The 13,927-nt window shown below is 65.2% G+C and carries 13 protein-coding genes; 1 reads left to right on the top strand and 12 read right to left on the bottom strand.

Going from position 1 to position 13,927, the window contains the following annotated elements; genetic code table 11:
• Positions 1-13: 13 nt before the first annotated feature.
• The 4 genes from WBP06_RS11930 to WBP06_RS11945 all read right to left on the bottom strand — a co-directional run bounded on the left by WBP06_RS11930 (position 14) and on the right by WBP06_RS11945 (position 3,369).
• Complete coding sequence (locus WBP06_RS11930) at positions 14-1,297, bottom strand: efflux RND transporter periplasmic adaptor subunit (RefSeq protein WP_395327838.1); 1,284 nt, start codon at positions 1,295-1,297, stop codon at positions 14-16.
• A complete protein-coding gene (locus tag WBP06_RS11935) occupies positions 1,294-1,710 on the bottom strand; it encodes a hypothetical protein (protein WP_395327841.1) in 417 nt (138 codons plus the stop codon). Before WBP06_RS11935 ends, WBP06_RS11930 begins: the two co-directional genes overlap by 4 nt.
• Before the next feature lie 447 nt (positions 1,711-2,157).
• Complete coding sequence (locus tag WBP06_RS11940) at positions 2,158-2,778, bottom strand: TetR/AcrR family transcriptional regulator (protein WP_395327843.1); 621 nt, start codon at positions 2,776-2,778, stop codon at positions 2,158-2,160.
• Between the two features lie 117 nt (positions 2,779-2,895).
• Positions 2,896-3,369: an Lrp/AsnC family transcriptional regulator gene (locus WBP06_RS11945; RefSeq protein ID WP_395327846.1), complete on the bottom strand. Its 474-nt coding sequence runs from the start codon at positions 3,367-3,369 to the stop codon at positions 2,896-2,898.
• Between the two features lie 132 nt (positions 3,370-3,501).
• On the opposite strand from WBP06_RS11945, the gene WBP06_RS11950 reads away from it, so the two are divergent.
• Positions 3,502-4,551, top strand: coding sequence for a Glu/Leu/Phe/Val dehydrogenase (locus WBP06_RS11950; RefSeq protein ID WP_395327849.1), 1,050 nt, complete (start codon positions 3,502-3,504; stop codon positions 4,549-4,551).
• A 216-nt stretch (positions 4,552-4,767) separates the two neighbouring features.
• On the opposite strand, the gene WBP06_RS11955 is transcribed toward WBP06_RS11950, so the two are convergent.
• The 8 genes from WBP06_RS11955 to WBP06_RS11990 form a co-directional block, all read right to left on the bottom strand.
• Complete coding sequence (locus tag WBP06_RS11955; protein ID WP_395327852.1) at positions 4,768-5,487, bottom strand: siderophore-interacting protein; 720 nt, start codon at positions 5,485-5,487, stop codon at positions 4,768-4,770.
• A 56-nt stretch (positions 5,488-5,543) separates the two neighbouring features.
• Positions 5,544-6,437, bottom strand: a complete 894-nt coding sequence (locus WBP06_RS11960) for a phosphate ABC transporter substrate-binding protein (protein ID WP_395327855.1) — start codon at positions 6,435-6,437, stop codon at positions 5,544-5,546.
• A gap of 17 nt (positions 6,438-6,454) precedes the next feature.
• Positions 6,455-8,008, bottom strand: a complete 1,554-nt coding sequence (locus tag WBP06_RS11965; protein ID WP_395327857.1) for an acetolactate synthase large subunit — start codon at positions 8,006-8,008, stop codon at positions 6,455-6,457.
• A gap of 2 nt (positions 8,009-8,010) precedes the next feature.
• Entirely contained in the window at positions 8,011-8,868 is an 858-nt protein-coding gene (locus tag WBP06_RS11970) for an HpcH/HpaI aldolase/citrate lyase family protein (RefSeq protein WP_395327860.1), read from the bottom strand.
• A 351-nt stretch (positions 8,869-9,219) separates the two neighbouring features.
• Positions 9,220-10,218 carry a protocatechuate 3,4-dioxygenase gene (locus WBP06_RS11975; RefSeq protein ID WP_395327863.1) on the bottom strand — a complete coding sequence of 333 codons (999 nt, stop codon included), beginning with the start codon at positions 10,216-10,218 and terminating at the stop codon, positions 9,220-9,222.
• Between the two features lie 132 nt (positions 10,219-10,350).
• Entirely contained in the window at positions 10,351-11,649 is a 1,299-nt protein-coding gene (locus WBP06_RS11980) for an MFS transporter (protein ID WP_395327866.1), read from the bottom strand.
• A 45-nt stretch (positions 11,650-11,694) separates the two neighbouring features.
• The gene (locus tag WBP06_RS11985; protein WP_395327869.1) at positions 11,695-12,549 is read right to left on the bottom strand and encodes an amidohydrolase family protein; all 855 of its coding nucleotides are present in this window, start codon (positions 12,547-12,549) and stop codon (positions 11,695-11,697) included.
• Between the two features lie 303 nt (positions 12,550-12,852).
• Positions 12,853-13,878 carry an amidohydrolase family protein gene (locus WBP06_RS11990; protein WP_395327871.1) on the bottom strand — a complete coding sequence of 342 codons (1,026 nt, stop codon included), beginning with the start codon at positions 13,876-13,878 and terminating at the stop codon, positions 12,853-12,855.
• Between the last annotated feature and the right edge of the window lie 49 nt (positions 13,879-13,927).

Below are 13,927 nucleotides of genomic sequence, written 5' to 3' on the forward strand. Positions count from 1 at the left end.
CCTGATGGGTGGATCAATGGGCGATGGTGGCCTGTGCCGCGGCGGGCGAGCTGGGGCCGGAAGCGGCGGCGGCGGCCGCTGCCTTCATGTCGGGCGCGATCTGGCCGCGACGGGTATTGACCTTGGCGCCGGCAACGGCGGCCTGATAGTTGGAGATGATGACGCGATCGCTGGGCGCGAGCCCCGTGCGGATCACGCGCAAGCCATCGACCAACGGGCCGAGTTCCACCGGCTTGGCGGCAACGGTGCCATCCTTGCCGACTGTCAGCACCACCTTGCGTGCCTGGTCGGACTGGATCGCATCGTCGGGCACCAGCAGCGCCTTCACGGTGCCGCCTTCGGCCAGACGCATGTTGCCGAACATGCCCGGCGTCAGGAACCCGTCCTGGTTGTCCAGCACGGCGCGCACGCGGATCGTGCCTGAACGCGGGTCCAGCCCGTTGTCGGTAAAGTCCAGCTTGCCGTTCCAGCGGTACTGCGTCTCGTCCTGCAGGCGCACCTGCACGTTGGCGGCGTCCTTGTGCTCCGCCTTTTCGCGCTGGGTCTTGAGGAACAGCGCTTCGGACGCGTCGAACGTGAAGTAGATCGGGCTGACGGCGTTGATCGTGGTCAGCAGGCTGGCGCCGGTGCCGTTCTCTCCAGAGACGAGGTTGCCCACGTCCACCCGGCGGTCCGAAATGCGGCCCGCGATGGGTGCGCGCACGGTGGAGAATTCGACATCGAGCGCGCGCTGCGTGACGCGGGCCTGCGCGGCGGCAAGCTGCGCGCTGGCGGCGCGCACCTTGGCGGCGAGCTGGTCCACCTCACTGGCAGCCATGGCCTCGTCGCCCTTCAGGCCGGCGACGCGGGCATAGTCGGAACGGGCCAGAGCCAGAGCGCTCTGGGCCGATGCGACGTCGGCCTTCGCCTCGGCCAGAGACGCGCGATAGGGACGCGGATCGACCACGAACAACGCCTGCCCGGCCTGCACGTAATCGCCATCGCGGAACAGGATCTGGGTGACCGCGCCCGAGACGCGCGGACGCACTTCCACCGTCTTGCTGGGGGCGAAGCGACCGACGTAGTCATCCCACTCGGTCACGTTCTTCACCAGCGGATTGGCGGCCTGCACGATGGCGGGCGGCATCGGGGCGGCATCGGCGGGGGCTTCATGGAATACCTTCCACCCCAGCCCCGCCACCGCGACGAGGGCGATGGCACCGATCGCCATATGGCGACCGCTCCCTCGCTTGCGGCCGGTATCGCCGATCGGCGACGACACCTCGGCCAGTTCTTCCAGTTTTACGGGAGCATTCACGCAGCAAGCCTCCGGACCGGGGCGCGCAGGCGCCCGATAAAATCGATGACGGCGCCGACCTTGGCTTCGCTGTGACCCGCAGCCTGCGCGTCACGGATCGCCGAGATTGGCAAGGTGTACCCATGGTGCCAGGCCTGCACGGCCAACTGGCGCAGCGCTTCAAGCTGCTCGTTGGCGAGCATCTTGGAGGGCGGCGTCGGACCGAAAACGAAGCGGGCGAGCCAGCGGCGCGGACGCTGCGGGATCAGGCTCTTCAGCCCATCCTCGCGCGCCAGTTCGACGACGCGGCGTTCGAGGCGGTTCAGCAGGCCACCATCCGCGTCGGATGCGCGGGCGGCCGGGATCGGAACCACGTTTGAATTTGCGACGGGCAGCGCCGGGTGCGCTGCATCGGAGAAATCGATGAAGGCCATGTTGTGCTCCCTGGAAAGAAACCGGCGCGCGCCCCCGGGACAGGAGGGGGAGGTAAGGGCGCGCGCCGGCGGGCTCCGGCGCAAGGGGCACCGGAAAGTCATTGGGATGCAGCCCGACACCGCACGGAAACAGGGTTCCGCCGCGCCGGCCGCTTTGTCGTTTTTCAGTGGAGCCGCCCGCGGGGGGTCGGGCGGCGCCGGGGAGGAACTCCGGCCCCGTGCTCCCGTCTAAACGGCGAGTCGGCTATGCCCTCGTTCTGTACCGATTGGTATATATAGCGGTACAGAAATCGTCAAGCAGTTTTCTGTACCGCTCGGTAAAATTTGGTGCAACGCAGCAATTTCAAGGGCGTGAATGCCGGGTGAATGAAAAAAATACTCACCCTCTCCCGCGCCTTGGCGGTTGCTGCCTTCCGCTGATGTCTGGCTGATGTCTGATTGAGTCGCTTACTTACCCGGCCACATGGCGAGGAAGGTATCGACCACGCTTTTGGCTTCCTGCGTGCAGGCACCGCCCTGGGCCTTTACCGACATGCCTTGAAGCACAGTGGTCAAGCAGTGGGCCAACGCGCGCGGATCAACGGTTCCCGGCAGATCGCCCTCATCCTTGGCACGCGCGAAACGGTCGATCAGCGCTTCTTCGGTGGCGACGCGGCGGGCGACCACGAAGTCGCGGATGGAGGCATCCTCCATGGTGCAGGCCACGGTGGAAATCACGCTGAGGCAGCCGTTCGGATCATTGCCGCTGCCGCCGCAGTGAGTCGTGATGGCGCCGTTCAGCAGCCGCTCCGCCACGCCGCGTGCGGTCGGCGCTTCCAGCGCCTTGCCCACATAGGCCAGCTTGTCGCGCTCGTAGAGGTCCAGCGCCTTCTTGAAAAGCGCCTCCTTGTTACCGAAACAGGCATAGAGGCTGGGCTTGGTAATGCCCATCGCCTCGGTCAGTTCGGCCATCGACGCGCCTTCGTAGCCGCGCTGCCAGAACACGCGCAGAGCCGAAGTAAGGGCCTGTTCGGGATCGAATTCACGCGGGCGACCACGGGGGGCTGCAATGGAGTCGGAACATTTCATACCGGTCGGTATATAGTTATCCACACCCCCGCCGTCCAGAGGCGTTACGCGCTATGATATGTCATAGCCCCCGATAATCCCCGCAATCCCCGGCGGAAACGGTCCTGTAATTTTTCGTCACAAATGATCGAGCGGCAGCGCGGTGGTGAACTTGATTTCCGACAGCGCGACCATCGAGTTGACTTCCTGCACGCCCGGCACTTGCGACAGTTTCTCGAAGAAAAACCGTTCGTACGCCTCGATGTCCTCGGTGACGATGCGCAACATGAAATCCACTGCGCCCATCAGCACGAAGCAATCGAGCACTTCGGGAAAGGCGTTCATCGCATCGGCGAACTGCGACAAGTTGGCGCGACCATGGGCGGTCAGCTTCACTTGCGCGAAGACTTGCGCGCGCAGGCCGATCTTGCGCCGGTCCAGCACGCAGACTTCGCTGCGGATATAGCCTTCGTCCTTCAGCCGCTGGATGCGGCGCCAGCACGGCGCCTGCGACAGCCCGATCTCCTGCGCGATGTCGGCGGAGGAGCGCGAGGCGTCCACCTGCAGGATCGCGAGAATCTTCTTTTCGTACTCGTCCAGCCCGGATGACATATTCAATTCCAAAATTATCGCATCGAAGAATGAATCATTCCATTGATAGCCCAATCTCCGTGAAATTCGCAATTTTTATCAGGCCAATCACTGCTATTTGAAAGCCTCCCCCAAAGTGAGGACGAAGACGAGATGGTGAACACGGTGGATTGCGAACTGGGTGAGCAGTTCGTGGTAATCGACGACCCCGAAAGCGGCGCGAAGGGCGTGATTGCCATTCATTCCACTTCGCTTGGCCCCGCAGCCGGCGGTTGCCGCTTCTGGCACTATGCCGATCAGGACGCGCTGGCGACCGACGCGCTGCGCCTTGCCCGCGGCATGACCTACAAGAACGCCATTGCCGGCCTGCCCTTCGGCGGCGGCAAAGCCGTGCTCCAGCGTCCCGAAGGTCCGTTCGATCGCGCCGCGATGTTCCGCGCGTTCGGCCGTGCGGTCGAAAAGCTGGGCGGCCAGTACGTGACGGCGGAAGACGTGGGCACCACCATCGCCGACATGCGCGCCATTGCCGAGGAAACCCGCCACGTGGCCGGCCTCGACAAGAAGCCGGGCTTTGCCGGTGGCGACCCCTCGCCCTGGACGGCGCTGGGCATCTTCAAGTCGATGCAGGCCGCCGCGCACGTGACGCTCGGCTCGGACGTGCGCGGGCTGACCGTGGCGCTGCAGGGCACCGGCAATGTCGGTTCGCACCTGGCCGAACTGCTGCATGAGGCAGGCGCCAAGCTGGTGCTGGCCGATGCCGACCCGGCCCGTGCCGAAGCGCTGGCCGCCAAGTTCGGCGGCCGCGTCGTCGCTGCCGACGAGATCCTGGCTGCCGAGGCCGAGATCTTCGCGCCTTGCGCACTGGGCGCGGTGCTGAACGAAGTCAGCATCCCTGTCCTGCGTGCCCGCCTGATCTGCGGCGGCGCCAACAACCAGCTCGCCACCGAACTGGACGGCGCCCGTCTGGCCGAGCGCGGCATTGCCTATGCGCCCGACTATGTCGTGAACGCCGGCGGCATCATCAACGTGGTGGCCGAATATCTGGGCGAGACCGAAGACCAGGTTGGCGGCCGCATCGACTTGATCGCCGAGCGTCTGGGCGAGATCCTGGCGACGGCGGAACGCGAAGGCCGTCCGAGCCATGTCGTCGCTGACGAGATGGCGCAGCAGCTGGTCGCGCGCGGCCGACTGGTGGAAGCGTAATCTGGTCGAGTGGGGCAGGGTCGGTGCCCTGCCCCCTCACCTGTCGCTTTAAAGCCAACATACCCACACACATGTCGTCGCCCCCGCGAAGGCGGGGGCCCCGCTTCCTTCTGCCTTGCCGCCAAGAACAAGCGGGATCCCCGCCTTCGCGGGGATGACGGGTGCGATTGGGATGAGGTAGTGGGTGGGAATTGGCGTTAAGGCCGGCTGAGCCTCTCAGCCTTGCGCCTCACCCACAGTCCAATAACCCGAAGACCGCAGCCAACCCAGCGGATGGCCCATCTCGTCGGTCAGCTTGGCACGGATAGCCTGCGCCACCGCAGCCTCCGCCGCAATCCACGCATAGCCCTCGCCCTCCGGCAACCCAACCTCGCCCAGCGCGGCGAGCAGCGGCGCGGCGTCTTCGCCGTGCCCGTCATGCTCCACCCAGACCCAGTTCAGCCCTTCCCGCTCGGGAACCGGCGCACGCTCGATACCGGGTGCGACCGAGACCAGCGCGGTCACGGGAATACCGGGGCGCAATTCCTCGATCCGGCGCGAGAACTGCGGGATCGCGGTTTCGTCACCAATCAGCAGATACCAGTCGAAATCATCGGTCACCACGGCCGAACCGCGCGGGCCGCCGATGTTCAATACGTCGCCGGGCATGGCCGCCTTGGCCCATGCCGTGGCCGGGCCCGCCGGATCATGCAGCGCGAAATCGATCGCGAGCGTGCGCGCAGCGGTGTCGAACAGGCGCGGCGTATAATCGCGCATGGCCGGTTTTTCATCCGGCCCGGCATTTTCGGAAGCGAAGAACAGCTTGATGTGATCGTCGGGCGAAGCGCTCTCGAAATCGGCGAGATCGTCGCCCTCCAGCCAGATCCGCAGCATGGCCGAGCCCAGGGGCTCGACCCGGCTGACGGTCAGGCTGCGCCGCCGAATCTCCCGGCGCACGCGCTGCACGGAATGAGGGGGGACCGAATGGCGGGCTGGCTGTTCTTCGCTCAGGGTCAGGCTCCGAGGCTTGCGGTCACGTCGTCGAAAAGCTCGTCGACGGTGATCTTGTGGGGGATGATCTTCTGCTCGAACGCCCAGTCGATGGCAAGTTCGATCCCCTTGCGATTGGCCTCAAGACCCACCGGCGGGAACGGATCGGGCAGGCCGCCTTCAGTGAGATCGCGGCTCTCCACCACCATGCGGTAGAGTTCGCGCACCACGTCGGGCCGGTTCTTCGTAAGGTCCTGATGCACCACGAACATGTGGTTGATCGGCACCACGCCCTCACGCGCGAACCAGTCCTTCGCGGCGTTGAAGGGATCGGGTATCAGCCGCTCCACGCGCGGGTCCTTGGGCAGGTCGACGCCCTGAAGCGTGGCCGCCAGTTCGCCGTCGAGCATCATCTGGCCGATGTCCGAACCCTTGGGCAGGCGCACGCAGTTGGCGGGATCGGTGTATTCCAGCAAGTGGCCGTCCCCCACGGTCATCCACGTCACCTTGTCGAGATCGACGCCGTATTCGTGCTGGAGCACACCGCGCACCCAGAGGCCGGTGGTCTGCGCGTAAGTGCGCACGCCGACCTGCTTGCCCTCGATATCCTTGGGATCGAGATGCCCCAGTTCGCGGTTGAAGCCCGCGCAGTGGTGCTGGAAACGGCCCGAGACCGGCACCGGCAGCAGCACGAAAGGCTTGCCGTAGATCTTCGCCTGCAGGCAGGTGACGATCGCCAGTTCGCCACAATCGAAGGCATTCTCGCGCAGCATGGCCTTGAAGCCGTTGTGCGCCTTTTCCGGCCCGCAGAAATCGAGGCTGACGATATCGGACGAAACCCGCCCGTCCTTCAGCGCCTTGGTCTGCGGATAGTCCTGTACGTTGGCCCTCAGGGTCAAGACATCGGTCTTGGTCATGGTGTTCCTTCTCCCGATCAGTAGAGCTTGACTTCGATCAGGCAGGGGCCGTCCATCTCGGTGGAGCGTGCCATCGCCTTGTGGAAGTCTTCGGCATTGTCGACCTGCACGCCGGGCACGCCCATGGACTTTGCCATGGCCACCCAGTCGATGGTCGGACGGTCGATATCGATCATCGCCATGGCCTGCGGGCCGGGTTGCTGACCCGCTCCCATGTTCGTGTATTCGGCCTTGAGGATCGCGTACTGGTTGTTCGCGAAGATGATCGTGGTGATCGGCAGCCCCTCGCGCGCCTGCGTCCAGAGCGACTGGATCGTGTACATGGCGCTGCCATCGCCCACCATGCAGAAGGTCCGCCGGTCCGGGCAGGCCATCGACGCGCCGGTGGCGACGGGGGTGCCGTAGCCGATCGAGCCACCCATGTTGTTGATGAGGTCGTGCGGACGCGCACCCATCGTCAGGCCCATGGTCTGGCGGCCGGTGGTGAGCGATTCGTCGACGAGGATCGCGTTCTCCGGCAGCGCTACCGAAAGGGCCTGAGCGATGCTTTCGGGGTTGAGCACGCCACTGGGCACGCCCGCCTCGATCCGTTCCTGCACCAGCGGCGCAGCGCCCTTCAGGCCCAGCGCGTCGATCAGCATTTCCAGCCCGAACGCGCTGTCTTCGTCATCCGCGACCAGCGAGTGGACCACGGTGCCCGGCGCCTTCAGCAGGCTGGGTTTGTCCGGATAGGCGAAGAACGCCACCGGTTCCTTCGTCTCCAAAGTGACGATGTGCTTGAAGTCCTTTAGGAAAGCCTGACCAAGCGGCACCGCGTAGGGAATGCGCTCCAAGGGCGTACGGCCTGCGCCACGCTCGATACGCGCGGTGAAGAACTGCGAGCCGAGGCGGCAGCCGGTGCCCGCCGCGACCACGCCGGCCAATTCCAGCGCGCGGCCGCGCGTGGCCTTGTTGCCAAGGATCAGCAGCGTCGGCTCGCCCGAACGGAGCACCTTCGCCACGTCGTCCACGCGCGCCTGATCGGGCGCGGGGCGAGCGCGGGCCAGGCCCTGCGGCACGACCGGCGTACCGGCGTCCTTCCAAGCCGTGTCGCCCGGCAGGATCAACGTGGCGATCTGGCCGGGATGCTCGCTGGCCTTGGCGCAGGCGGTGGCGGTGTCCCATGCGATGGTCGTCGCGGAATCGGCGCGGCGCACCCAATGGCTGAGCGGGCGGGCCAGCCCTTCGATGTCGGACGTCAGCGGCGGATCGTACTTCAGGTGCGATGCCGAATGCTCGCCGACGATGTTGACCATGCCGGACGAGGCGCGCTTGGCGTTGTGAATGTTGGACAGGCCGTTGGCGAGGCCCGGGCCCAAGTGCAGCAGGGTCGATGCCGGCACGTCCTTCATGCGGTACCAGCCATCCGCCGCGCCGGTGCAGACGCCTTCGTAAAGGCACAGCACCGACTTCATGCGCGGATTGTCCAGCGCCGCTAGGAAGTGCATTTCCGAAGTGCCGGGGTTCGCGAAGCAAACCTCCACACCGTTGTCGACCAGCGTCTCGACGAGGGTTTCTGCACCGTTGGCCATGATCAGTACCCCGCCAGTTCGCGGCCCTGCCCGACGACGCCGTAGCTGCGCGTCGGTGCGGACATCAGGAAGCGGTAGCCTTCGCCGATCAGGCGCTCGACGTTCTTGGCATTGGTGTGCGGGTTGCCGACGACGACGTTGTGCTTCTTGCAGACCTCGACGATCTTGTTCATCGCGCTGACCACTTCGGGATGGTCGTACTGGCGCGGATAGCCCAGCGCCTGCGAAAGATCGCCCTCGCCGATCAGCACCAGACCGATGCCAGGTACATTGGCGAGAATGTCGTCCAGGTTCTCGATCGCTTCGGGGCTCTCGCACATCATGCCGACCAGCAGTTCGCCATGCGGGGCCAGCGGCCAGACGTCGGCCTTGGCGTAGTAGTCCGCCTGCGACAGGCCCCAGTAGCGCGCGGCGGTGGCCGGGCCATCGCCGCGAACGCCCTTGGGCTCATAGAGCGCGGCGCCGGTCGGCTTCGCATAGCGGGCGGAGGCGACCATGTTGTAGGCCTGCTCCACGGTCGAAACGTGCGGAGTTATCACGCCGTAGACGCCGCGATCCAGCACCTGCTTGGCCTGAAACTGGTTCATCTCGCCGCCATTGGCCGGAATGCGCGCGATGGGCGTGACCGAGGGCGCGACCGAGCCGCTTTCAGCGATCTTCTTACGATTCAGCATGTACTGCAGCGCGTCGCCCAGCGCGGCGACGTCGTAAGGGTTGTGCTCCATCTCGAAGACAATGCCGTCGTAGGGGGCGTCGGTCAGTTCCTGCGCGGTCAGCTTGTCGACCTTCGAGAAGCAGGTGAAAGCGGGCTTGCCGGCTTCGAGAGCGCGGATGATGCCGTTGAGGCGCGTCTGGGTCATTGCTTGGATCTTTCCTTTCGGGCTTGCTCTGCCCGTACCTCTTCCCGGACGGTCGCACCCGATTGATCCGGCGACCGCCGTCATCGAAAAACTGGCGAGTTCGGTTCGGAACCCGCCGAGGGGGAGAATTCTGACAGACTTGTTGCCGTCAGCCAGCGGGGGAAACCTCCCGCGCCGCGATAAAATGATCCGTCATCCCCGCGCAGGCGGGGATCCCGCTTATCTTGGAACTGGACGAGAGGGTGCAGAAGAAAGCGGGGCCCCCGCCTGCGCGGGGGCGACGATGGAGCATGCGGAGCGCCTGCGCGGGGACGACGGCGGAGAGTGTGGACGGGGGCGCCCGCCGAAGCCTTACTCCTCCGGCTGCCAGTACATGAAGCCCATGCCCTCACCCGTTCCGGCCTCGGTGCGCCAACAAGGCACGTAGTCCACCAGCGTCATCTTCGCGCCGGTGTGCTGGAGCGCCATCATCACGATCGAGTAGATCTTCACCTCGCTCGTGCCCGACTGGTAATAACCGTCCGGGATCGCGGCGAGGCCTTCGTAATCGTAGCTCGCCAGCTTCTCCATCACGTCGCGGTCGAATTCCTCGTCGTTGACGAAGTGCGACAGGCCGCCCGAAGCGATCACCGCCACGCGCACGTCTTCCGGCCAGGCCTTGATCGCCTCTCGCAACACGCGGCCGAATTCGATGCAGCGCGCCATAGAGGGCTGCGTCGGCGGGTAGAACAAGTTGAACAGCACCGGCACGTGGCGCGGCACGTCGTCGCCCATGATCTGGTGGTAGACGAAGCTATAGGCATGCGGGACCACGGGATAGTCCGGCGCATAGCCCTGCCGCGACTCCATCCAACTGTTCTGCGGCCACTTCTGCAGATCGTTGAGATCGAAGTTGTGCTCCTGGAACGTCTTGATCAGGTAGGTCGCGAAGTCCGGATAGGCCTGATGCACGACATGATGGTCGGGCGCATAGACCGGGCGCTGCGGCGGGCCGTTGTGCACGTCCTCGCCGGTGTAGATGGTGATCGAGGGGGACTGGTCGGGCCAGATTTCCTTCTGATCCTTGCCCAGCACGATGGCGACATCGACCTTGGCGCGCTTGTAGGCCTCCGCCATCTCGTCCAGCGCGGCGCGGCAGCGGGTGGCGCGCGTGGTGCGTTCCTCAAGCGTCAGGAACGGCGCGAAGGCCGCGCCGCGTTCGGCTTCCAGTTCCGGGTAGGTCCAGGTGCGATTGCGGTACCAGAGTTCCGGATTTTTGCGGTCGCGATCGCCGTTGTTCAGCCAGTCCTCCGGGGCCTGACCCAGCATCCCGCTGTGCGGAACGGCCATGCCGAATACGATCTGCGCCATTACATCCTCTTTCAATCAAATCTACTGCGAGCGTCTCGCAGAACTAGGGGGCGGCCGTGGCGGCAGCCAATCCAATCTACGCTCCGGGTGATGCAACCCGCCCCCACGGGTGACATCGCCCGGAGCGCAGCGTCACTCGCCTGCTGCGAGCGAAATCTTCGGCGCCCATTCGGGGCGCAGCACCAGCCAGGTGGTCAGTGCACCGATCACCAGGAAGACGAAGATCACCATCATCGGCAGGTCGTAACTGCCGGAGACATGGAGCAGCCAGCCGGACAGGCTCGCCGCGACGCCGCCGGCAAGGCTGGTCGCCACCTGCTGCACGCCGGTGACGAGGCCCACGGCCGGTGCCGGGATCAGGGTCAGGCGGCAGAGCGCCAGGTTGTTGGCGGTGGCAAGGCCCAGGAACGAGAGCGAGAACACGTTCCAGAACAGCGCCGCATTCAGCGATTCCGCCTTGGCGCCCAGCAGCACCGTGCAGGCGCCGATAAAGCCGGCGATGACGAAGGCCTTGCGCACGAACACGGGATCGCCGCCGCGCGCAATCAACTTGTCCGCGATCCACCCGGCAATCAGCGCGACGATGGCGATGCCGGCAAAGCTGAAGAAGGTGAACAGGCCGGACTTCTCAAGGCTCAGCCCGCGCTCCTCAACCAGATAGCTGGGCATCCAGGTCATGCAGAAGAACGTGAAGTAGCCGTAGCAGAAGTTCACCACCAAGGTGCCCCAGACCAGCGGGCTGGAAAGGATGCTGGCGAAGGTGACGGAGGACGCCTTGCGCCTGATCGCAGCCATGTCTTCCCGGCGCGGCAGGTCGTTCTTGACCAGGAACATCCACGGCAGCAGCCAGACCAGCCCGACCGCTCCGGTGGCGATGAACATCACCCGCCAGTCATAGGCCGTGATCAGCCATGCCGCGATCGGCGCGCCGATGGCGGGGCCGAACTTGTTGCCCATCGCGAACAGGCCGACGGCGGTGCCGCTCTGCCCTTCCTTGAAGTTGTTGCGGATCCAGCGATAGCTGGCGGGCATCACCACCGCCTCTGCCGCGCCGACGATGAAGCGCATCAGCACCAGCGCGAACATGGTGGAGATCAGGCCGGTCACCGCCGTCGCCAGACACCAGAGCACGAAGCACACCGTGTAGGGCGTCTTCACGCCGTAGCGGTCGACCAGCCAGCCCGCCGGCACCTGGATCAGGCCGTAGGACCAGAAGAACGCTGCGTTCACCCAGCCCCGGTCGATGTCGGTCATGCCGAAGTGCTGGATGAACGGCCCATCGGCGAGAGCCGACGAGATGCTGGTGCGGTCGACGAAGGCGATCATCACGCCCAACGCCAGCAGCAACAGCACCGCCCAGGCGGCCGCGCTTGCGGGTGCGGCGGTACTCGCCGACCTGCCTGCCCCGCCCTGCTCCAGTGCCTTGTCCATCTCGTCTCTCTCCACGTTTATGTCACCTATTGTCGCGTCCGGCGCTTAGTCGTCCAGAGCGGGGTAGAGGTTCTGCGCCGTCTTCGCGAAGATCCATTCGCGATCCGCATCCGTCAGGCAGGCAAGGCGGTCCTCCGCGGTCGCCTTGATCTCCGCCAGCGTGCCGGGCGAAGTCGGATAGTTAGATCCCCAGGCCATGCGCTGCGCGCCGAACACGTCCACCAGCTTGGGGAACAGCGTCTCCGGCGTGGCCTCGCCCTTCTTCGAATCGCCCATGATGCGCGGGGTGAGCTTCAGATAGATGCTCTCGATCGGCGCAAGGTCGAACAGGCTCTGCGCGTTTGCGTAAGGCGCGCCGTCGGTCACGTCCGGGCGGCCGAGGTGATCGAGGATGATCGGCACATTCGGAAAACGCTTGGCCAGCGCGGTCACGGCAGCAAGGCCGACCGGGCCGGTCTGGATGCACATGGTCAGGCCCAGCTCACCCAGCAGTTCCCACGCCGCATAGGCGCGCGGATCGTCGAGTTCGCTGGCGTCGAATTCCTTGGTCGAACCGCCGGTGAACACGCGCAGGCCCTTGAGGCCCCGCTCCACCCACGAACGGATCGTATCGACCGCGTCGGGCGCCAGCACGTCCACCGAACCCACCGCGATCAGGCGGTCGGCATGGCGGTTGCAGGCATCGACCACGTAACTGTTGTCGAAGCCATAGGTGGTGGAGGAATGGACGACGGCGGCCTTGGCCACGCCGGCCTCATCCATGGAGGCGATCAGCGTTTCCACAGTGCTGGGCCGCTCCTGCGACCAGTCGGACCGCTTTCCGAACAGCGGCGCGGGCGGATAGGCACCTTCGTCGTCGGAAATGACGTGGGGATGGATATCGACAAACTTGGACGTCATACACCTGTCTCCGCTGCCGGAAGCGTGCATCGCGCTGCCGGGGCTCTGTTCTGGTTGCTGTCAATTTGCGGGGTGGGCGGCGGCGGCGGGAGTTGATTGTCAGCCGCGAGGCATAACTTCCGCCGCTGTCGCGGGGGTTTTGGCCGGCTTCCTCACCCCTCGCCCACACTCCCGTCATCCCCGCGCAGGCGGGGATCCCGCTTGTTCTTCTGACTGAGCGCTATGCCGTAGAAAGAAAGCGGGGCCCCCGCCTGCGCGGGGGCGACTGAGTGTGTTGTGTAGAGGCCGGAGGGGCGGCTAGCGTTAAAGCCCCTTGGCCTTCAGCCGCGCGTCGAGGCGCGGATAGACCTTGCGGGCATTGCCTTCGTAGATCGCGAAACGGTCGTCGTCCGACAGCGCCGCGCAAGCATCGACATAGCGCTTGGTGTCGTCGAAGTAATGGCCGGTGTTCGGATCGGTACCACGCACCGCGCCGATCATTTCCGAACCGAACAGCACGTTCGACGTCGGCACCACCTTGGTCAACAGCTCGACGCCGGGATGGTGATAGACGCAAGTGTCGAAGTAGATGTTGTCCAGCAGCCCTTCCAGCGGGCGGTCCATCATCTCCAGCGACATGCCGCGATACCGGCCCCAGTGGTACGGCACCGCGCCGCCGCCATGCGGGATGACCAGCCGCAGCGTCGGGAAGTCCTTGAACAGATCGCTCTGCAGGATCTGCATGAACACCGAGGTATCGGCGTTCAGATAGTGCGCACCGGTGCCGTGGAAGTTCGGATTGCACGATGCGGCCACGTGGACCATGCCTGGCACGTCCAGATCGCACATCGCCTCGAACAGCGGATACCATTCCTTGTCGGTGAAAGGCTTGCCGGTCCAGTAGCCGCCGGTGGGATCGGGGTTCACGTTCACGCCCACGAAGCCCAGTTCCTCCACCACGCGGCGAAGCTCGGGGATCGAGTTCTTCGGCGGCGCGCCGGGGCTCTGCGGCAGCATGGCGACCGGCACGAAGTTGTCCGGGTACATCTCGGTAACGCGGTAGACGAGGTCGTTGGAGACGCTCGCCCACTCAAGGCTGGTGCGCTCGTTGCCCAAGTGGTGGCTCATCAGGCCGGCGATCGGCGAGAACAGGGTAAGGTCGCTGCCACGCTCCTGCTGGAGCTTAAGCTGGCCGCCCTCGATCCCTTCGCGGATCTGGTCGTCGCTGACGTGGGCATCGGCCACCAGCGGCGCATTCGCCACATCGTCCGCCGCCGCGACTTGCACGCTACGCCATTCGCGGAAGTGCTTGGGGACCGTCGTGAAGTGACCGTGACAGTCGATAATCATGGGATTCTCCGTGGAATTTTTTGCCCGAGCAACACGGGTTCGAAACTCA

The organism is Novosphingobium mississippiense (assembly GCF_044029535.1).
GTDB lineage: Bacteria > Pseudomonadota > Alphaproteobacteria > Sphingomonadales > Sphingomonadaceae > Novosphingobium.